Source organism: Geodermatophilus marinus (assembly GCF_003428645.1).
Classification (GTDB): domain Bacteria; phylum Actinomycetota; class Actinomycetes; order Mycobacteriales; family Geodermatophilaceae; genus Geodermatophilus.
On sequence record NZ_QVQH01000005.1, the window covers coordinates 172,163 to 191,522 of the forward strand.

General features: G+C 74.5%; 15 protein-coding genes. 8 read left to right on the forward strand and 7 right to left on the reverse strand.

Annotation, left to right across the window (positions count from 1 at the left end; translation table 11 throughout):
• Window positions 1-22: 22 nt before the first annotated feature.
• Both D0Z06_RS07985 and D0Z06_RS07990 read left to right on the forward strand, forming a co-directional pair.
• Window positions 23-1,552, forward strand: a complete 1,530-nt coding sequence (locus D0Z06_RS07985; protein WP_199522203.1) for an APC family permease — start codon at window positions 23-25, stop codon at window positions 1,550-1,552.
• A complete protein-coding gene (locus D0Z06_RS07990; protein ID WP_117376837.1) occupies window positions 1,552-2,598 on the forward strand; it encodes an LLM class flavin-dependent oxidoreductase in 1,047 nt (348 codons plus the stop codon). The genes D0Z06_RS07985 and D0Z06_RS07990 overlap by 1 nt, the downstream gene beginning before the upstream one ends.
• Before the next feature lie 127 nt (window positions 2,599-2,725).
• Here the strand turns inward: D0Z06_RS07990 and D0Z06_RS07995 are convergent, their stop codons facing one another.
• A complete protein-coding gene (locus tag D0Z06_RS07995) occupies window positions 2,726-4,285 on the reverse strand; it encodes a PucR family transcriptional regulator (RefSeq protein WP_117376838.1) in 1,560 nt (519 codons plus the stop codon).
• A gap of 141 nt (window positions 4,286-4,426) precedes the next feature.
• Here D0Z06_RS07995 and gabT point away from each other — a divergent pair, with 141 nt between their 5' ends.
• Entirely contained in the window at window positions 4,427-5,785 is a 1,359-nt protein-coding gene (gene gabT, locus D0Z06_RS08000; protein WP_117376839.1) for a 4-aminobutyrate--2-oxoglutarate transaminase, read from the forward strand.
• A gap of 98 nt (window positions 5,786-5,883) precedes the next feature.
• On the opposite strand, the gene D0Z06_RS08005 is transcribed toward gabT, so the two are convergent.
• Window positions 5,884-7,092 carry a saccharopine dehydrogenase family protein gene (locus D0Z06_RS08005; RefSeq protein ID WP_117376945.1) on the reverse strand — a complete coding sequence of 403 codons (1,209 nt, stop codon included), beginning with the start codon at window positions 7,090-7,092 and terminating at the stop codon, window positions 5,884-5,886.
• Window positions 7,093-7,201: 109 nt separating this feature from the next.
• On the opposite strand from D0Z06_RS08005, the gene D0Z06_RS08010 reads away from it, so the two are divergent.
• From D0Z06_RS08010 to D0Z06_RS08025, 4 genes are all read left to right on the forward strand, one after another.
• Window positions 7,202-8,731, forward strand: a complete 1,530-nt coding sequence (locus tag D0Z06_RS08010) for an APC family permease (RefSeq protein WP_117376840.1) — start codon at window positions 7,202-7,204, stop codon at window positions 8,729-8,731.
• Window positions 8,728-9,192, forward strand: coding sequence for a universal stress protein (locus D0Z06_RS08015; RefSeq protein ID WP_199522204.1), 465 nt, complete (start codon window positions 8,728-8,730; stop codon window positions 9,190-9,192). The genes D0Z06_RS08010 and D0Z06_RS08015 overlap by 4 nt, the downstream gene beginning before the upstream one ends.
• Window positions 9,193-9,261: 69 nt before the next feature.
• Window positions 9,262-10,065 carry an alpha/beta fold hydrolase gene (locus tag D0Z06_RS08020; protein WP_199522205.1) on the forward strand — a complete coding sequence of 268 codons (804 nt, stop codon included), beginning with the start codon at window positions 9,262-9,264 and terminating at the stop codon, window positions 10,063-10,065.
• An 81-nt stretch (window positions 10,066-10,146) separates the two neighbouring features.
• A complete protein-coding gene (locus D0Z06_RS08025) occupies window positions 10,147-10,560 on the forward strand; it encodes a VOC family protein (protein WP_117376842.1) in 414 nt (137 codons plus the stop codon).
• Window positions 10,561-10,754: 194 nt separating this feature from the next.
• Here the strand turns inward: D0Z06_RS08025 and D0Z06_RS08030 are convergent, their stop codons facing one another.
• On the reverse strand, window positions 10,755-12,146 hold the full coding sequence (locus tag D0Z06_RS08030; RefSeq protein WP_117376947.1) for an aspartate aminotransferase family protein: 1,392 nt from the start codon (window positions 12,144-12,146) through the stop codon (window positions 10,755-10,757).
• A 105-nt stretch (window positions 12,147-12,251) separates the two neighbouring features.
• Between D0Z06_RS08030 and D0Z06_RS08035 the strand changes: the two genes are divergently transcribed.
• Entirely contained in the window at window positions 12,252-12,743 is a 492-nt protein-coding gene (locus tag D0Z06_RS08035; protein ID WP_117376843.1) for an Lrp/AsnC family transcriptional regulator, read from the forward strand.
• A 194-nt stretch (window positions 12,744-12,937) separates the two neighbouring features.
• Here the strand turns inward: D0Z06_RS08035 and D0Z06_RS08040 are convergent, their stop codons facing one another.
• The 4 genes from D0Z06_RS08040 to D0Z06_RS08055 all read right to left on the reverse strand — a co-directional run bounded on the left by D0Z06_RS08040 (window position 12,938) and on the right by D0Z06_RS08055 (window position 19,360).
• A complete protein-coding gene (locus tag D0Z06_RS08040) occupies window positions 12,938-14,818 on the reverse strand; it encodes a primary-amine oxidase (protein ID WP_233517530.1) in 1,881 nt (626 codons plus the stop codon).
• A complete protein-coding gene (gene speB / locus D0Z06_RS08045; protein WP_117376845.1) occupies window positions 14,815-15,849 on the reverse strand; it encodes an agmatinase in 1,035 nt (344 codons plus the stop codon). The genes D0Z06_RS08040 and speB overlap by 4 nt, the downstream gene beginning before the upstream one ends.
• Window positions 15,850-16,043: 194 nt before the next feature.
• Window positions 16,044-17,645, reverse strand: a complete 1,602-nt coding sequence (locus D0Z06_RS08050; protein ID WP_117376846.1) for an acyl-CoA synthetase — start codon at window positions 17,643-17,645, stop codon at window positions 16,044-16,046.
• 59 nt (window positions 17,646-17,704) lie between these two features.
• Window positions 17,705-19,360: a PP2C family protein-serine/threonine phosphatase gene (locus D0Z06_RS08055; protein WP_117376847.1), complete on the reverse strand. Its 1,656-nt coding sequence runs from the start codon at window positions 19,358-19,360 to the stop codon at window positions 17,705-17,707.

Genomic DNA, 19,360 nt, shown 5'->3' on the forward strand with positions numbered 1-19,360 from the left:
CCCCTGCTCCCGAGGAGACCTCGTGACCCCACCCGGCGCCCACAGCGCGGACGACGCCCAGCTCGCCGCCCTCGGTTACACCAGCGCGTTCCACCGCAGGATGGGCCTGTGGGCCAACATGGCCCTCGGGTTCACCTACCTGTCGCCGCTGGTCGGCGTCTACTCGCTGTTCGCCTACAGCCTCTCCATCGGCGGGCCGCCGGCGATCTGGTGGATCGTCATCGTGGGGGCCGGGCAGCTGCTGGTCGCGCTCGTCTTCGGGGAGGTGGTCTCCCAGTACCCCCTGGCCGGTGGCATCTACCCGTGGACCCGGCGGCTGTGGAACCGGCGCTACGCCTGGATCGTCTCGTGGGTCTACATCTGGGCGATCATCGTGACCGTCACCGCGGTCGCCGAGTTCGGCGGCGGCTTCGTGGCGGCGCTGTTCGGTGTCACCGCCACGCCCGCGGTCGTGCTGCTCACCGCGGTGGGGCTGCTGGTCATCGCCTTCGTCGTCAACTACAGCGGCACCCGGATGCTGGCCCGCATCGCCAAGATCGGCCTGGCCGCCGAGCTGGTCGGTGTCATCGCGCTCGGCCTGTTCCTGCTGCTGTTCCGCCGCGAGCAGCCGTTCACCGTCTTCTTCGGCACCCTCGGGGCCGGCGGTGGGGACGCCTACCTCGGGGTCTTCCTGGCCGCGGCGCTGTCCGGGTTGTTCCTGTTCTACGGCTTCGAGGCCTGCGGCGACGTCGCCGAGGAGGTCAACGACCCGACCCGCCAGATCCCGCGCGCGATGATCCTCACCATCCTGGTCGGCGGGGTGTCCGGCTTCCTCTCCTACGCCGGGTACGTGCTGGCCGCGCCGGACGCGCAGCTGTCGGCCGTCATCGCCGGCGAGGACACCGACCCGATCCCCACGATCCTGGAGAGCTCGCTCGGCACCGCCGGGTCCAAGGTCTTCCTGGTCGTGACCGTCGTCGCCTTCATCTCCTGCGTGCTCTCGCTGCAGGCGGCCGGCAGCCGGTTGCTCTACGCCTTCGCCCGCGACCGGATGCTGCCGGCCAGCGGCTGGCTGTCGCACGTGTCCAGCCGGCACGCCGTCCCCACCAACGCCCTGCTGGTCGTGTGCGTGGTGCCGGTGCTCATCTGCCTGTTCGTGTACTTCCAGCCCGACTCGCTCGCGCGCGTCACCGCCTTCGCCGTCTGCGGGATCTACGTGTCCTTCCAGGCCGTCGTCCTCGCCGCGCTGCGCCAGCGGCTGCTGGGCTGGCGTCCCGCCGGGCTGTGGAACCTCGGCTCCGCCGGCCTGGCGGTCAACGTGCTCGCCCTGGCCTACGGGGTCTTCGCCCTCGTCCTGCTGATCAAGCCGGCGCCCGGCACGGAGACCTTCCTCGACCGCTGGATCGTGGCCATCGGTCTGGCCTTCGTCATGGGCAGCGGCCTTCTCTACCTCCTTCTCGCGCGGCCGGACCGGCACTCCGCCCACATCCCCGAGGGCGATGCCCGGGAGGTGGCCGCACAGCTCCAGCAGATCCGGCGCGACAGCCGCGCCGCGGTGAGTGAGGAGATCTGATGAAGTTCAGCTACGCGATGCTGCCCGACTACCCCCTCGAGGAGTCGTTGCGGGCGATCAAGCTGGCCGACGAGCTCGGCTTCCACGCGGTCTACGCCGCCGACGAGACGTGGCACAAGGACCTCTGGCTGCTGTTCGCCGCCGCGTCGCAGCAGACGTCCCGGGTCCGGATGGGCCCCAGCGTCTCGGCGGTGACCCTCCGGGAGCCGACCCTCATCGCCCAGGCCGCGGCGACGCTCGACGAGCTGACCGGGGGGCGCGCCGAGGTGGTGCTCTCCAGCGGCAACTTCGGCCTGCTCGCCCAGTACAAGACGGACTGGACGAAGACCAAGCCGCTGTCGCGCGTCGTCGAGGGCGTGACGGTGATGCGGACCTTCCTCGACGAGGGCGCCATCACCTTCGACGGCGAGTTCTTCTCCTACGAGGGGCTGTTCACCTTCGCCCGCCCGGTGCAGGACCACCTGCCGGTCAAGATGGGCGCCATGCGCGGGCCGCGCTCGTTCCAGGCGGCGGCCGAGCACTCCGACGGCTGCCACCACGCCCTCAGCTACACCCGCGAGGCCTACGAGTACGCCGCCGAGAACCTGCGCATCGGGGCCGAGCGGGCCGGCAAGGACTGGACGACGCTGGACTTCGGCGCGTGGGTGGTCGTCTCTGTGGGGCGGGACTCCGCCGCGGCGAAGGACGCCGCCCGCAGCATGGTGGGCATCTACGCCTCCTCGATGCCGGCCGAGCAGCTCGAGCGCAACGGCGTCGACCCGGTCAGCCTCCAGCCGATCATCGAGGCGATCGCCGGCGGGGACCTCGCCCGCGGCATCGAGCTGACCACCCCGGAGATCGCCGAGAAGCTCTCCTTCTCCGGCACCCCGGAGGAGGTCACCGCGAAGATCAAGGAGATCCAGCCGACCGGGGTCAACCACCTCGTCGCGGCCATCACCGACGCCTCGCTGGTCAAGGCCTTCACCGGCCGGGAGCTGGCCGGGGTCGCCACGGTGGAGGAGCAGCTCCGGCTGATCCACGACGAGGTGATGCCCGCCTTCGCGTGAGGCCCCGTCGCCCGCGGGACGTCGCCCGCGGAACAGGGAGCCATGCCTGCGTCAGGGGCCCTCCGACAGGGCCCCTCCGACAGGGGCATGGCTTCCTTTCCCGCGGCTCCGGAGGCCGTGCGACCGCCTATCCCGCCCGGCCGCCCGGCGGGTGCAGGGCCAGCCACAGCTCGGCCCGGACGCCGGGGGACCCCAGGTCCCGCCCGAGCAGCTGCTCCGCCCGCCGGATCCGCTTGCGCAGCGTGTGGCGGTGCACCCCCAGGGCGGCCGCGGCCGGCTCCCACTGGCCGTGGGCGGCCAGCCAGGCCCGCAGCGACTCCACCAGGTCGCCGGGGCCGGCGCGGTCGGCGGCCACCAGCGGGGCGAGCACGGCCCCGGCGAAGGCAGCGGTCGCGCCGGGGTCCAGCAGCGCAGCGAGCCCGCGACCGGCCAGGTCGGCGAAGGCGGTCACCGGCCGGCCGGTCGCCCGGCCGTGCTCGGCCGCCTGCCGGGCCTGCCGCACCGCCTCGGCCAGCCCGGCCCACGGGGCCGGCGGCGCGATCCCGAGGACGGCGCCGGGCACCCGGCCGGGGAGGTCGGACAGCCGCCCGGCGGGTTCCGCGCCGGAGCCGGTCAGGAGGACGAGCGCGCCGTCGGACTCCGCGGCGAACACCGGGGAACCCGCGTGCGCCGCGGCGTCGGCCGCGACGTCGACGGCGGCCGCCCGCTGCTCCGGCCCGCCCAGCACGACGTGCGCGCGCACCGGCGCGGCCGGCAGCCGCTCCCCGAGCGCGGCGAGGACCGGGGCGACGTCGTCCTGCCCGCCGGCCAGCAGCAGCCGCAGCAGCGCGGCCCGCAGTGCAGCGGTCGCCCCCTCCAGGGCCCGCGACTGCTCCAGCCGGAGGGTGAGCAGCAGTGCGGCGGCGTCCACGACGTGCCGGTCGGCCGCGGGGAAGCGGTCGGGGCGGCCGACGGCGAGGAAGCCCCGGGAGCGCGGCCCGGTGCCCAGCGACTGCAGCAGCACCGTCTCGCCGGGGTCGGTGAGCGCCGCACCGGCCGGGGGGCGCACCCCGCGCAGCCGCTCCACCGCGGGGGCGAGGTCCGCCGCCCGTCGGCGCGCGTCGCGGGGGGCGGCCTCCAGCGGTGTCCCCGCGGCGTCCACCAGCAGCGCCCAGCCGCCGAGGTGCCGGGCGAGGCGGTCGACGACCGCCCGGGCCGCGCCGGCCGTCGCCGCCGCGCGGGTGAGCTCCTGCTGCACGGCCGAGGCGCGGGCCACCGCCGCGTACTCCTCCGCGGCCAGCGCCGCCGACACGGCCCGGGAGATCGCGATGAACGGCGTCCGCCGGGGGACCTCGAGGACGGCGAGGCCGCGGGCGTCGGCCGCCGCCACGAGCTCGGCGGGCACCTCCGGCAGCCCCAGCCCCGTGCCCAGGCCCAGGCCGACCACCCCGGCATCGGCCAGCCGGTGCACGTAGGCCGCCGGGTCGGCGCCCCGGTCGCCCGCCGGGCCGGCTCCGCGATCGTGACCGCCGCGGACCAGCGGCAACCCGGTGCTGAGCAGCAGCTCGCCGCCCTCCAGGAACGGCGCCGGGTCGGCCAGCTCGCTGACGTGCACCCAGGAGACCGGGCGGTCCACCGGGGCGCGGCGGGTGTGCAGGACCAGCCCCAGGGACCGGTTGTCCCGGAGCGAGGCCACGGTGACCGGCACCCGGCCCCCTCTCGACGATGTGGACACCCGGACGTCCACGGCGCGCCGGGGTGGACGGTACCGCCGACCGGGGTAGGGGTCCCAGGCTGGAACCCGCCCCGTCCCCTGGGCGGGGGAACCCGTGTCCCGCGAGGAGAAGCGATGACCGACCTGCTCACCGGCCCCGACACGCTGCCCCAGGAGCGCCGCCTGGTCACCGAGGTGCCCGGCCCGCGGTCCCGCGAGCTGGGCGCGCGGCGCGCCGCGACCGTCTCCTCCGCGGTCGGCAGCACCCTGCCCGTCTACGTCGAGCGCGCCGGCGGCGGCGTCCTGGTGGACGTCGACGGCAACTCGTTCATCGACCTCGGCTCGGGCATCGCGGTGACCGGCGTCGGCAACGCCGCGCCGGCGGTCGTGGCCGCGGTGCAGGAGCAGGTCGCGGCCTTCACCCACACCTGCTTCATGGTGGCCCCCTACGAGGGCTACGTCGCGGTCTGCGAGGAGCTCGCCCGCCTCACGCCCGGCGACCACGAGAAGCGCTCCGCGCTGTTCAACTCCGGCGCCGAGGCGGTCGAGAACGCGGTGAAGGTGGCCCGGCACGCCACCGGGCGCCAGGCGGTCGTCGTCTTCGACCACGCCTACCACGGGCGGACCAACCTCACGATGGCCCTCACCGCGAAGAACATGCCGTACAAGCACGGCTTCGGGCCCTTCGCCGGCGAGGTGTACCGCGTCCCTATGTCCTACCCCTTCCGCGACCCGGAGGGGATGACCGGCGAGCAGGCCGCGGCCCGCGCGCTGGCGCTGGTCGAGACCCAGGTCGGGGCCGGGAACGTCGCCGCGGTGCTCATCGAGCCGATCCAGGGCGAGGGCGGCTTCGTCGTCCCGGCCCCGGGCTTCCTGCCGGCGCTGGCCGACTGGTGCCGGCGCTCGGGCGCGGTGTTCATCGCCGACGAGATCCAGACCGGGTTCTGCCGCACCGGCGACTGGTTCGCCTGCGAGCACGAGCAGGTCGTCCCCGACCTGGTCACCACCGCCAAGGGCATCGCCGGAGGGCTGCCGCTGGCCGGGCTCACCGGTCGGGCCGACCTCATGGACGCCTGCCACACCGGCGGCCTGGGCGGCACCTACGGCGGCAACCCGGTCGCCTGCGCCGCCGCGCTGGCCACCATCCGGACCATGCGGGAGCGGGAGCTGGCCGGGGCGGCGCGGGCCCTCGAGGCCGCCATGCTGCCGCGGCTGCGCGGGCTGCAGGAGCGGTCCGGTGCCGTGGGCGACGTGCGCGGCCGGGGCGCGATGCTGGCCGTCGAGCTGGTCCGGCCCGGGACGACGGAGCCCGACGCCGAGCTGACCGCCCGCATCTCGAAGGCCTGCCACGCGCAGGGCGTGGTGACGCTGACCGCCGGGACCTTCGGCAACGTGCTGCGCTTCCTGCCGCCGCTGGTCATCGGCCAGGAGCTGCTCGGCGAGGCGCTCGACGTCCTCGACGCCGCCTTCGACGAGCACGCCCCCGCACGGTGACGTGACCGGTCGGCCGGGGCCCCGCGCCGGCCCCGTCCAGCGGCTCGCCCCGAGCCTGCGAGGGGTGAGGAGGACGGGGTCCTTCCACGGCGCCGGCCTCAGCCCCCTTCGCGCATCCCCCAGGGGGAGCCGTAGGCGGTCAGCAGGTCGAGGAAGGGCACCGCGTCGAAGGCCTCCGGGCCGAGCACGCCCGACCCGGACCACCGGCCGGTGGCCAGCAGCTCCAGCGCGACCACCGGGTTGACGGCGGTCTGCCACACGACCGCCTGGGCGCCGTACTCCGCCATCGACCAGGCGTTGTCGACCACGTGGTACAGGTACACCTGCCGGGGGGTGCCGTCGGTGCCGGTGCCGCTGACCCACAGGCCGGCGCAGGTCCTGCCGGTCATCAGCTCGCCGAGCCCGGCCGGGTCGGGCAGCACGGCGGCGACGACGTCGCGCGGGGAGACCTCGACGTCGCCGACGCGCACCGGCTCGGTGCGGTCCAGCCCGAGCTTGTGCAGCGTCTTGAGGACGTCGACGAACTCGGCGCCGAGGCCGTACTTGAAGGTGACCCGCTTCGCGTCCACCCAGCGCGGCATGAGGAGCACCTCCTCGTGCTCGACGTTGACGCACTCCACCGGCCCGATGCCCTCGGGGAAGTCGAAGACCTCCGGCTCGCTGAACGGCGGGGTGGTGAACCAGCCCCGGTCGCGCTCCCACACCACGGGCGGGTTGAGGCACTCCTCGATCGTCGTCCAGATGCTGAAGGACGGCGCGAAGTCGTGGCCGCGGACGGCGAGGTCCGCCCCGTCGCGGACGCCGAGTTCGTCGATCTCGGCGAACAGGTGGTCGGCGGCGTAGCGGGCGAACACGTCCGAGAGCCCGGGCTCCACGCCGATGCCGACCAGCGCCAGCCGTCCGGCGGCCTCCCACTCGCCGGCCAGGGCGAACTGCTCGTCACCGAGCTTCACGCCGGTCTCCTCGTAGGGCCGTTCCGGGTGCGGCCGCGACAGCGACATCGCCATGTCCAGGTAGTCGACGCCCGCGGCGAGCGCGGCCCGGAACAGCGGCATCACGAAGCGCGGGTCGGTCGCGTTGAGCAGCACCTGGCAGGAGTGCTCGGCCAGCAGCGCGCGCACGCCGGCCTCGTCGGAGGCGTCGACGCGGGCGGCCACCAGCCGGGGGTCGCCGGTCACCGCCACCGCCTTCTCGGCGCGGGCGGGGTCGAAGTCGGCCACGACCAGGCGGTCGACGAAGGGTCTGCGGGCCGCGATCGCGGCGACCGCACTGCCGACGCCACCGGCGCCGACGAGCAGGATGCGCATGTCCACCTCCACAGGTGACCGGCAGCCTAGCGACGACTTCCGTCGCGTCGACAGGGGTCGCGCCGACCAAACCCTTGCCGAAAGCCGTTCCGGCTGCGATAACCGTCGGATGAGCCAGCAGCAGCCGCCGGCGGAGGCGCCCGCCGAGCTCCGGCACAACGCCATCGGGTTCCTCGACGCCCTCGTCATCGGCCTCGCCTCGACCTCACCGGCCTACTCGATGGCGGCCGTCATCGGCCCCGTCGTCGCCCTGGTCGGCGTCTACGCGCCGGGCGTGTTCCTGGCGTCCTTCGTGCCGATGCTGCTCATCGCGTCGGCCTTCTACTACCTGAACCGGGCCGACCAGGACTGCGGCACCACCTTCTCCTGGGTCACCCGGGCGATGGGCCCCTGGGTGGGCTGGCTCGGCGGGTGGGCCATCGCCATGACCGGCGTCCTGGTCATCGGCTCGCTGGCCGACGTCGCCGTGCGGTTCGGCCTGCTGGCCCTGCAGCTGGACGGCCTCGCCGAGAACACCGTGGTGATCCGGGTGCTCACCGTGCTGGTCATCGTTCTGATGACGGCCGTCTGCGTGCTCGGCACCGAGCTGTCCGCCCGGCTGCAGGACGTGCTCATCATCGCCCAGGTCGTGGCGCTGCTGGTGTTCGCCGTGGTGGCGATCGTGCGCGGCCTCGGCGGGGACGCCGTCGAGGGCGGCGGGCTGACGCCCGAGTGGTCGTGGCTCAACCCGTTCGGCGCCGGCGGGGCGGCCCTCACCGGCGGCCTGCTGCTGGGCGTCTTCATCTACTGGGGCTGGGAGTCGGCGGTCAACCTCACCGAGGAGACCAAGGACTCCGCCTCGGCACCGGGCCGGGCCGCGATCGTCTCGACCGTGCTGCTGCTGGTCACCTACCTGGCGGTGGCCTACGCCGTCCTCGTCTTCTCCGGGACCGGGTACCTCGAGGCCAACGCCGGCGAGGAGGAGTTCATCTTCGCCCTGCTGGCCGGTGACGTCCTCGGCGGCTGGGACTGGGTGCTGCTGCTGTCCGTGGCGACCGCGGCCCTGGCCTCCACCCAGACGACGATCCTCCCGGCGTCCCGGACCGGGCTCTCGATGGCCCGCCGGCACGCGCTGCCGCACGGCCTGGCCCGCATCCACCCGCGGTACCGCACCCCCGACGTCTCGACGTGGTGGGTCGCCGGCATCGCCATCGCCTGGTACCTGCTGGTGAGTGCCATCAGCGAGAACGCCCTGTTCGACTCGCTCACCGCGCTGTCGCTGCTCATCGCGTTCTACTACGCCCTCACCGGCATCGCGTGCGCGGTGTTCTACCGGCAGCGGCTGACCCGCAGCGCCAAGGACCTGCTGCTCATCGGCGTCGGCCCGGTGGTCGGGGCGCTGCTGCTGCTGTGGCTGCTGGTGGAGTCGCTGGCCGACCTGGCCGACCCGGCCAACTCCTACAGCGGCCAGGCCTGGCTCGGTGTCGGCCCGCCGCTGGTCATCGGGGTCGGGATCTTCGTGCTCGGCCTCGTCGTGATGTTCGTCTGGCGGGTGCGCGACGGCCGGTTCTGGCAGGAGCGCACCACCACCGCCGAGCGGCTGGAGAGCGACATCGCCGCAGGTCGCAGCGCAGCGGCGGTCGAGGACCCCGCGCCGTGACCGCGCAGCAGGAAGCAGGCCGGCCGACCGGAGGGAAGACGATGAGCATCGTCCTGGGCTACGACGAGTCCCCGGGAGCGCGCAGCGCGCTGGAGCTGGCGATCGACCTGGCCGCCCGGCTCGGCGAGCCGCTGGTCCTGGTCTTCGGGGCCGCGCCCCCCGGCTCGGTGGGCGAGGAGGCCGGCGAGCACTACCAGGCGATCGCCGAGATGGGCCGGACCGCGACCGCGCACGCCGTCCAGGCGGCCCGGGCCGCCGGGGTGGCGACGGTGGTCGAGGTGCTGCCCGACAAGCCGGTCGACGCGCTGCTCGACGCCGCCGAGCGGCACGACGCCCGGGTCGTCGTCGTCGGCACGTACGGGGAGACCCCGTTGCGCGGGGCGATCCTGGGCTCGGTGCCGCACAAGCTGCTGCACCTCTCCCGCCGCCCGGTGCTCTGCGTCCCCGCCGTGGAGGGCTGACCGCCCACCCGGGGATCCGGCGTGGCGATCACCGTTGACCGGGGGCGGGGCGGGTTGAAGACTCCCGTCGTGCCCGCACCGCAGAGCGGATACGCCCACGTCGACGGCCTGGAGATGTACTACGAGGTCCACGGTGCGGGCGGGACCCCGCTGGTCCTGCTGCACGGCGGGCTGTTCGACATCGACCAGCAGTTCGGCGCGCTGATCCCCGGGCTGGCCGCCACCCGCCAGGTGATCGCCGCCGACCTCCAGGGGCACGGGCGGACCAACGACGTCGACCGGCCGCTGCGGAGCGCGCACCTGGCCTCCGACGTCGTGGGGCTGCTCCGGCACCTGGGCGTCGCGCGGGCCGACGTCCTCGGCTTCAGCGTGGGCGGCGCGACCGCCCTCCACCTGGCGATCGAGCACCCGGAGCTCGTGCGCCGGCTCGTCATCTCCTCCGCCTCGTTCCACCCGGACGGGGACCGCCCGGAGAACCGCGAGGCGGTGGGCGGCATGACGGTGGAGATGATCGCGGGCACGCCGATGGAGCAGGCCTACCGTGCCAGGTCGCCGCACCCCGACCGGCTGCAGACCCTGCTGGACAAGCTCGGCTCGTTCGACGAGGGCGTCCCCGGCTGGTCCGACGCGGACATCCGGGGGATCGCCGCGCCGACCCTCATCACCGTGGGGGATTGCGATGCGGTCACGCTCGACCACGCGGTCCGGTTCCTGCGCCTGCGGGGCGGGGACGTCAACGGCGACTTCGTCGGCGTCCCGGCCTCGCAGCTGGCGGTGTTCCCGGGGACGACGCACTTCCACGGGCTGGCCAGGACCGACCTGGTCCTCGACGTGGTCCTGCCGTTCATCGACGCCCCGCCGCCCGCGTCGTGACCCCAGCTTCCCCGGTCGGCTGCCACGCCGACCGCCCGCACCGCGTCGGCGGTGCCCGTCACCCGGCACCCGGAGGAAGTCGTGACCTCTCGCCTCAACCCGTACATCAGCTTCGCGGACACGGCCCGGCCGGCCCTCGAGTTCTACTGGGAGGTGTTCGGCGGGGAGGTCTCGCTGAGCACCTTCGGTGAGGCGGGCGGGGCCCAGGGCCCCGACGCCGACAAGATCATGCACGGCCAGCTCGAGACGCCGGCCGGGTACACCCTGATGGTCTCCGACACCCCCGCCGGCATGGAGCGCAGGGAGGGCAGCTCGATCTCGATCAGCCTCAGCGGGGACGACGCCGACGAGCTGCGCCGCTACTTCGCCGGGCTCTCCGAGGGCGGGGCGGTCACCATGCCGCTCGAGAAGCAGGTGTGGGGTGACGAGTTCGGCATGTGCGTCGACCGGTTCGGGGTGGCCTGGATGGTCAACATCGCGCAGCCGGCCGGCTGACCGGCGCCCGTCCCCGCTGGCCTCCCCGCCGTCCCCGCGGTGTGCCCCCGCCGTCCCCGCGGTGATCATGGGCTTCCCGCCGGGCCGGTCGGCGTGTCCCGCCGTGTCGCGTGCCAGACGCCCATGATCACCGCGGGGAGCGGGGAGCGGGGAGCGGGGAGCGGGGAGCGGGGAGCGGGGAGCGGGGTGCGCCCCTACAGCCGCGTCCAGGCCTCGGTGAGGACGTCGCGCAGCACCTGCTCCATGAGGTCGAACTCGGCCTGGCCGCAGACCAGCGGCGGGGCGAGCTGGACGACCGGGTCGCCGCGGTCGTCGGCGCGGCAGTACAGGCCGGCCTCGAACAGCGCGCCGGAGAGGAAGCCGCGCAGCAGCCGCTCGGACTCCGCGTCGTCGAAGGTCTCCTTGGTGGCCTTGTCCTTGACCAGCTCGATGCCGTAGAAGAACCCGTCGCCGCGGACGTCCCCGACGATCGGCAGGTCCAGCAACCGCTCCAGGGTGGCCCGGAAGGCGTCCTCGGTGGCCAGCACGTGAGCGTTGAGCCCCTCCTCCTCGAAGATGTCGAGGTTGGCCATCGCCACCGCCGCGCTGACCGGGTGGCCGCCGAAGGTGTAGCCGTGCGGGAAGGACGTCGTCCCCCGCAGGAACGGTTCCACGACCCGGTCGGAGGCGATCATCGCGCCGATGGGGGAGTACCCCGAGGTCATCCCCTTGGCGCAGGTGATCATGTCGGGGACGTAGCCGAACTTGTCGCAGGCGAAGGTCGTGCCCAGCCGGCCGAAGGCGCAGATGACCTCGTCGCTGACCAGCAGGACGTCGTGGCGGTCGCAGATCTCCCGGACCCGTGCGAAGTACCCGGGCGGTGGCGGGAAGCAGCCGCCGGCGTTCTGCACCGGCTCCAGGAAGACCGCGGCCACGGTCTCGGGGCCCTCGAACAGGATCTGCTGCTCGATCTGGTCGGCCGCCCACCGGCCGAAGGCCGCGGGGTCGTCGGCGAAGACCGGTGCCCGGTACAGGTTGGTGTTGGGCACCCGGAACGTGCCCGGCACCAGCGGCTCGAAGTCGGCCTTGAGCGCGGGCAGGCCGGTGATGGACAGCGCGCCCTGGGTGGTGCCGTGGTAGGCCACGGCGCGGCTGATGACCTTGGTCTTGCCCGGCTTGCCGGTCAGCTTGAAGTACTGCTTGGCGGCCTTCCACGCGGTCTCGACGGCCTCGCCGCCGCCGGTGGTGAAGAAGACCCGGTTGAGGTCGCCGGGGGCCGCGGCGGCCAGCCGCTGCGAGAGCTCGACGGCCGCCGGGTGGGCGTAGGACCACAGCGGGAAGAACGCCAGGGTCTCGGCCTGGCGGGCCGCGGCCTCGGCCAGCACCCGGCGCCCGTGCCCGGCCTGCACGACGAACAGCCCGGCCAGCCCGTCGAGGTAGCGCCGGCCGCGGTCGTCGTAGATCCACGGCCCCTCCCCGCGCACGATGACCGGGGGCGGGGTGTCCCGGTAGGCGCCCATGCGCGAGAAGTGCAGCCAGAGGTTGGCCGTCGCCTCGGGGCCGATCGGCCGGGCCGGGGCTGCGACGTCCTGCTCGGTGGTGGTCATGACCACGGATCCCGTCGTCGTCGGAGGGTGACAGTGGGGTGAATCGTAGCCTTCGGGCTCCCGGACCGACGACACCGTCCGTGCGGCGGCCGGTAGGATCACGTGATGACGATGCGGGGGCAGTTCGTGCTGGACGACGTCTCGCGCGCGATCATCGAGCAGCTGCAGGAGGACGGCCGGCGGCCCTACGCCCGCATCGCCGCCGCGGTCGGCCTGTCGGAGGCGGCGGTGCGCCAGCGGGTGCAGCGACTGCTGGACGCCGGGGTCATGCAGATCGTGGCGGTGACCGATCCCCTCCAGGTCGGGTTCTCCCGGCAGGCGATGGTGGCGATCCGCACGAAGGGGGACCTGCGGGCGGTGGCCGACCGGGTCGCCGAGTTCCCCGAGGTCGACTACGTCGTTGTCACCGCCGGGTCGGTCGACCTGCTCGTCGAGGTGGTCTGCGAGGACGACGACCAGCTGCTGGAGATGATCGCCCGGCTGCGGGCCGTCGAGGGCGTGGAGTCCACCGAGACCCACCTCTACCTGGGCCTGCGCAAGCAGACCTACGCCTGGGGCACCCGCCGCCCGCAGCTCCCGGCGGCCGCCGAGGACTGAGAAAGGACCCCGTCCTCCTCACCCCTCGCAGGCTCGGGGCGAGCCTCGGGACGGGGCCAGGAGCCGAGGCGCGACCCCGTCCTCCTCACCCCTCGCAGGCTCGGGGCGAGCCTCGGGACGGGGCCAGGAGCCGAGGCGCGACCCCGTCCTCCTCACCCCTCGCAGGCTCGGGGCGAGCCTCGGGACGGGGCCTGTCAGTGGCAGCGCGACGGGCTGGGTGGCAGGTCGAGGGCCGGGTTGCGGTCGAAGAAGCCGACCGGCCGCAGCTGGAAGGACACGACGTCCACGGGCATGACCGGCCAGTCCTCGGGCCGGGTGATGTGGTGGATGCCGAAGACGTGCCACAGCACGATGTCGGTGTCGGCGATCGACCGGTCCGCCCGCGTCCAGGCGGGCAGGCCGTCGTCCTCGCGGCTCTGGTTGCAGAACTCGCCGGAGGGCCAGCGCTCGTCCTCCGCGTACGGGGTGACCCACAGGGCGTGGTCGACGACCCGGGCGCGCCGCCGGAACGGTGCGGCCGGGTCGGCGATGACCGGGAACGCCGACGAGGGGACGAGCTTGTAGGCCGGCGGCGTCCCCAGCCGGGTGCGGCGGCCGCGGTTGACCACCTTCCAGCTGCGCTGGGTGGCGTAGTCCGGGTCCTGCCGGCCCTCGGACTCGGTGGTCAGGGCCCGGCTGCGCTGCACCAGCGCCAGGCCGTGGGGGTTCTCCTCCGACACCGGCAGCGCCTCGCTCTCGGAGACCACGACGGTGTTCTCCGGGCCGTCGACCTCCATGTCGAGCCGGGCGACGATGAAGTGCTGGTGGTGCGGGGCGTACGTGCGCTCGTCGACCACGGTGCCGTACGGCGGGGCGTCGCCGTCGAAGGCGCTGGTCACCATGATCCCGGTGGCCCGCACCTCGCACTGGATCGTGCCGTCGGAGTAGAAGCGCCAGTAGACGAGGTACTCGTAGTTGGCCACGGTGGCGTGGAAGGACACGACCATCCGCCGTGAGCGGCGCACCTCGGCGCCGGCCTGCTCGTCGACGTGCTTCCACAGCACGCCGTCGTCCTCCTCGTGCAGGCAGATCGCGTTGCGGATCGGGTAGGGCTCGCCGCGGCTGTCGTGCAGGACGGCGTCGACGTAGGTGATCTCGCCGAGGCAGTCGCAGCCGAGCTCCAGCGAGGTGGTCATGAAGCCCAGGCCCCACTCGCCGATGTCGAAGGCGGTGCGCCGGTGGTGGTCGGGGCTGGGGTCGCGGTAGGGGACGACCATCTCGGCGAAGGACATGCGGTGCGCGATCGGGCGCCCGTCGTAGGCCACCCGGTGCAGCACCAACCCCTCGCGGTGGTTGAAGCCCAGCCGCAGCGTCCAGTTCTGCCAGCGCAGCTCGTGCCCGTCGAGGGTGAAGGAGACGCCCTCGGGCTGGGTGATCTCCAGCGGCCGGACGTCGGTGCGCTGGGTCAGCCCCGGCACCAGCGAGGGCACGTACTCGCCCATGACCGCCGGGCGGGCCGGCGGCGGGGTGTCCTCGATGCGCAGCAGCTCCATCCGGTCGAGGTCCACGACGAGGTGCAGGCCCATCACCGGGTTGGCGTAGGGGTTGGCGCCGGGGGCCGAGCGCTGCCAGACGTCGGTCCACCCGACCCGGCGGTCCTGCAGCCCCTCGGGGATCAGCGAGTGCCCGTAGGCCCAGGTGTCGATGAGGACGAGGTCGAGGTCGGTGATGCCGCGCCGGGCGAGGGCCGCGACGACGTCCGGGTGGGCGATCAGCGTCTCGTGCGCCTCGTGCCACTCGTCGAGGGTCATGTTCGCCTGCCGGCCCGGCTGGGCCTCCCAGGACAGGACGGCGTCGTCGGTGAGGGAGACCAGCGCCTTGTACGGCGTCCCCTCGTCGCGGCTCCAGCAGGTCACCCGGGCCTCGCGGCGGATCGGGTCGCCGGGGCGGAAGGCGCGGACGACGTCCTTGGCCGGCTCGCGCAGCTCGACGGAGGCGAACCGCCAGCGCTCGTCCACGCCCCTGTCCCGGCGCAGGATGCCGGCCGCGGCGCGGAACTCGTCGGCGGTGAGCGGGTCGAGCGGGTGGGCGGTCACGGGGTGTCCTCTCGGGGGCGGCGGTCGGCGAGCAGGGGGAGGGCGGGGTCCCACCGGGTGCCGTCCCGGGCGTCCCGGCGGCGCCGGGCGATCGCCGACAGGGCCTCGAGGACGACGCGGTTGGCCAGGGCGGCGGTGATGTCGGCGGGGTCGTAGGGCGGGCTGACCTCGACGACGTCGATCCCGACGACCGGCAGCTCGAAGCAGAGCCGGCGGACCGCGTCCAGCAGCTGGCGGGCGGTCAGCCCGCCGGGCTCCGGGGTGCCGGTGCCGGGCGCGTGCCCGGGGTCGCAGACGTCGATGTCGACCGAGAGGAACACGCCGTCGCAGTCGTCGGTGGCGATCGCCGACGCCTCCGTGAGGCACGCGTCGAGCCCGCGGTGCCCGATCTCGGTCATCTCGTAGGAGCGCATCCGCTGCGCGGCCATCCAGTCCAGCGTCTCCGCCCCCGGCCAGTAGCCGCGCAGCCCGATCTGCAGGAACCGGTCCCCGCGCAGGGCGCCGGACTCGATGAGCCGGCGCATCGGCTGCCCGTGGCCCCACAGCGAGCCGAACTCGATGTCGCCGGTGTCGGCGTGCGCGTCGAAGTGGACCATCGACACCCGCCCGTGGCCGAGCACGTCGGCGACCCCGCCGGCGTCGGCGAAGGCGATGGAGTGGTCCCCGCCCAGGACGACGGGGACCGCGCCCGCGCGGACGACCGCGGCGACGGCCTCCCGCAGGGCGGGCAGGGCGGTCTCGATGTCCCCGGAGTACATCTCCACGTCCCCGGCGTCGAGCACGCGCAGGTCGCGCAGCCCGTCGGTGCGCAGCGCCAGGCTCGGCCGGGAGCCGTCGTGCGGCAGGTAGTCGGTCATCCGGATCGCCTGCGGGCCGAAGCGGGTGCCGGGCCGGTGCGAGGTGCCTCCGTCGAAGGGGGCCCCGACGACGACGACGTCCGCGCCGGCGAGGGAGGCCGGGTCGCCGAGGTCGCAGCGGTCGACGCCGAGGAAGGTGATGTCCGGGCCGAACTGGGCCCCGTAGCGCGGCATGACCTCTCCCTCCGCGGGAACCGTTCGCCCCGCCCCGGCGCGCCCTCGACCGTGGAAACCGTGGCGACGGCGCTGTAGGGCCACGGTATCCGTCGTAGGAGGCGGAGTGTAGCGGCGATCGGGTGCGAGGACGCGCCCCAGGGCGGAGTGGATCCGTCGGGGTCACCCCGACGGATCCACTCCGCCCGGGCGGCTCAGCCCTCGCCGGCGAGCCCGGCGTGCTGCTGGCGCAGCTCGCGCTTGAGGATCTTGCCGCTGGGGTTCTTGGGCAGCGCGTCGGCGAGCACGACGTACTTCGGCCGCTTGTAGCCGGCCAGCCGCTCCCGCGTGTGCGCGTGCACGTCCTCGGCGGTCAGGGTGGCGCCGGGCTTGAGGACGACGACGGCGGTCACCGCCTCGATCCAGTGCGGGTGGCTGATCCCGAACACCGCCACCTCGGCGACCCCGTCGAGCTCGTACACCGCCTCCTCGACCTCCCGGCTGGCCACGTTCTCCCCGCCGGTCTTGATCATGTCCTTCTTGCGGTCGACGACGGTGAGGTAGCCGTCCTCGGTCATGGTCCCGAGGTCACCGGAGTGGAACCAGCCGCCGGCGAACGCCTCGGCGGTCTTCGCCTCGTCGGCGTAGTAGCCCGGCGTCGCGTGCGGGCTGCGGTGCACGATCTCGCCCACCTCGCCCGGCGGCACCGGCCGGCCGGCGTCGTCCACCACCCGGGTCTCCACGTTGAGCGCCGCCCGGCCCGCCGAGCCGGCCCGCTCGAGCTGCTCGTGCGGCCGCAGGATGGTGGCCAGCGGCGCCATCTCGGTCTGGCCGTAGAAGTTCCACAGCTGCACGTCCGGCAGCCGCCGGGCCAGCTCGCGCAGCACCTCCACCGGCATCGCCGAGGCGCCGTAGTAGCCCTTGCGCAGGCTGGAGAGGTCGGTGGTGTCGAAGTCCGGGTGCCGCAGCAGGGAGATCCAGACCGTCGGCGGGCAGAACAGCTTGGTCGCCCGCTCCCGCTCGACCGCGGCCAGGATCGCCGCCGGGTCCGGCGCCGGGAGGATGACGCTGGTCGCGCCCAGGTAGACGTCGGGGGAGAAGAAGCAGTCCAGCTGCGCGCAGTGGTACATCGGCAGGGCGTGCACCTCGACGTCGTCGGCGGTCATGCCCCCGTCGACGATGCAGCTGACGTACTGCGCGACCAGCGCCCGGCTGGAGAGCAGCACGCCCTTGGGCCGGGACTCGGTCCCCGAGGTGTACATCATCCGGATCGGGTCGTCGTCGGCGACGAGCACGTCGGGCGGGGTGTCGTCCCCGGTCCGCCACCAGGCGTCGACGTCCTCCCAGCCGCTGGACGGCGCGGCACCCGACAGCCTGATCCAGCCGCGCACCCCGCCGCCGATGCCGGCCCCGGCCAGGGCCTTCTCGGCGGTGGGCACGAGCGCGTCCTCGGCGACGATGCCGGCGGCGCCGGAGTGCTCGAGCACGTACGCCACCTCGTCCGGGCCGAGCATGAAGTTCACCGGGACGAGGACGACACCCATCCGTGCGGTGGCGAAGGCGACGACGGCGAACTGCCAGCAGTTGTGCGACAGCAGCGCCAACCGGTCGCCCTTGGCCAGGCCGCGGTCGGCCAGCGCGTGCGCGGTCCGGTTGACCGCGGCGTCGAACCCCGCGTACGTGACCCGCAGGTCGCCGGCCACGACGGCGGTCCGCTTCGGGTACCGGGCCGCCGTGCGGTGCAGCAGGTCGCCCACCGCGTGCTGCCGGGCGCGGGCGATCGCGGCGGTGGTCTCGGGCGTGTACGACGTCGTCATCTGGGGACCTCTCCGGGGCCGGCGGGACGGTGCGAGCCTGCCACCGGGCCGGCCCCGGGTCACCACCCGTCGACCCCGTCGACCCCGTCGACCCTGACGGCGAGGACGGCGACGTCGTCGCGGGCCCGTCCGGTGAGGACGCCGTCGACCAGGCCGTCGCACAGCTCCTCGAGCGGGCGCCCGGCCAGGCCGCCCAGCACCGCGGCCAGCCGGTCGGTGCCCTCGTCGATCGACGTGCCGCCGTGCTCCAGCAGGCCGTCGGTGTAGAGGACCAGCACGTCCCCGGAGCGCAGCGCCGCCCGGTGGTCGGTCCGCAGCACCGCCGGGGGGCCGACCCCGAGCAGCCGCTCCGGCGTCGTCCCGAGCACCCGCACCCCGCCGTCGGCCCGGAGCACCAGCGGCGGGGGGTGCCCGGCCGAGGACCACCGCAGCGTGTGCTCGCCGGTCGCCCGCTGGGCGTCGTCCTGCTCCAGCCGGGCCACCAGTGCGGTGGCCAGCGTGCCCGGGCCGAGCCCGGCCAGGACCCGGTCGACGCGGGTGAGCGTGCCGGCCGGGGTGTCGCCGCGGTCGTAGGCCAGCGCGCGGACGGTGCTGGCCAGCCGGCCCATGGCCGCGGCCGCCTCCAGGTTGTGGCCGGCGACGTCCCCGATGACCGCGACCAGCGCCCCGTCGGCGGTGCGGAAGGCGTCGTGGAAGTCGCCGCCGACCAGGGCGCGGCTGCTGGCCGGGCGGTAGCGGACCGCCACCCGGAGCGCGTCCGCGGCCGGCGGCGGGGGGAGCAGGCTGCGCTGCAGCGTCTCGGCGACCTGCACCTGGCGGCGGTAGAGGCGGGCGTTGTCGAAGGCCAGCGCGGCGCGGCGGGCGACGTCCACCGCGACGGCGATCTCCTCGGCCGAGTGCGGCGGGCGGTCGCCGGCGTTGACCAGCGACAGCACGCCGAAGGTCTCGCCGCGGGAGCGGACCGGCACGAAGACGCAACTGGTGGCGTCCAGCCGGCGCCAGGCCTCGCGCACCTCCTCCGCCGGCGTCGCCGCGGAGACGAGGGCCTGGTCGATGCTGGTGAGCTGGACGGGCGCGCCGGAGACCAGCGCGGCGGTCACCGCGTCCTGGGTCCGGGCCCCGCGCAGCCGCCCGGCGAGGTAGGTGTCCAGCGCGTCGAGCAGCCGCGGGTCCCGGTGGGCGCGGGCGGTCTGCTCGGGGCCGCCCTCGTCGGCGACCACCGTGACCGTCGCCCAGTCGGCCAGCCGCGGCACCAGGAGGGCGGCCAGCCGGTCGGCCGGGACGCCGGTGTCCAGGGTGGTGATCATCGCCTCGCTGACCTCGGCGAGGTAGAGCAGCCGGTCGCCGTCCCCCGGGCCGGCCGGCGGCGGGGGGACCGCGCGGAAGGAGACGTGCAGCAGCCCGCCGGCCGCCTCGGCGACCGCCGACAGCCAGCGGCCGGTGCCGGGGTGGTAGCCCTGCCAGGTGACCGGCGCGCCGGTGCGGCGGGCGTGCCGCAGGAAGGCCTCGAAGGGCGTGTCGGCGAGCCCCGGCAGCGCCTCGCGCAGGTCCCGCCCGAGCAGCTCGGCGCGGGGCAGGTCGAGCAGCCGGGCCCCGGCGGGGTTGACGTAGCGGACCGTCCAGTCGCGGTCCAGGACGCCCACGCCGTCGGGCAGGCGCTCGAGGGCGGCGGCCGCCAGCGCCGGCTCGACCTCGCCCCCGGCGGACCCGTGCAC

What these genes read in the sequence shown, in the direction of transcription:
- D0Z06_RS08050 (WP_117376846.1), bottom strand. Translation starts at nt 17,645, where the DNA reads ATGACGACGTCGTACACGCCCGAGACCACCGCCGCGATCGCCCGCGCC.
- D0Z06_RS08005 (WP_117376945.1), bottom strand. Translation starts at nt 7,092, where the DNA reads ATGCGCATCCTGCTCGTCGGCGCCGGTGGCGTCGGCAGTGCGGTCGCC.
- D0Z06_RS07990 (WP_117376837.1), top strand. Translation starts at nt 1,552, where the DNA reads ATGAAGTTCAGCTACGCGATGCTGCCCGACTACCCCCTCGAGGAGTCG.
- D0Z06_RS08030 (WP_117376947.1), bottom strand. Translation starts at nt 12,146, where the DNA reads ATGACCACCACCGAGCAGGACGTCGCAGCCCCGGCCCGGCCGATCGGC.
- D0Z06_RS08010 (WP_117376840.1), top strand. Translation starts at nt 7,202, where the DNA reads ATGAGCCAGCAGCAGCCGCCGGCGGAGGCGCCCGCCGAGCTCCGGCAC.
- D0Z06_RS08035 (WP_117376843.1), top strand. Translation starts at nt 12,252, where the DNA reads ATGACGATGCGGGGGCAGTTCGTGCTGGACGACGTCTCGCGCGCGATC.
- gabT (WP_117376839.1), top strand. Translation starts at nt 4,427, where the DNA reads ATGACCGACCTGCTCACCGGCCCCGACACGCTGCCCCAGGAGCGCCGC.
- speB (WP_117376845.1), bottom strand. Translation starts at nt 15,849, where the DNA reads ATGCCGCGCTACGGGGCCCAGTTCGGCCCGGACATCACCTTCCTCGGC.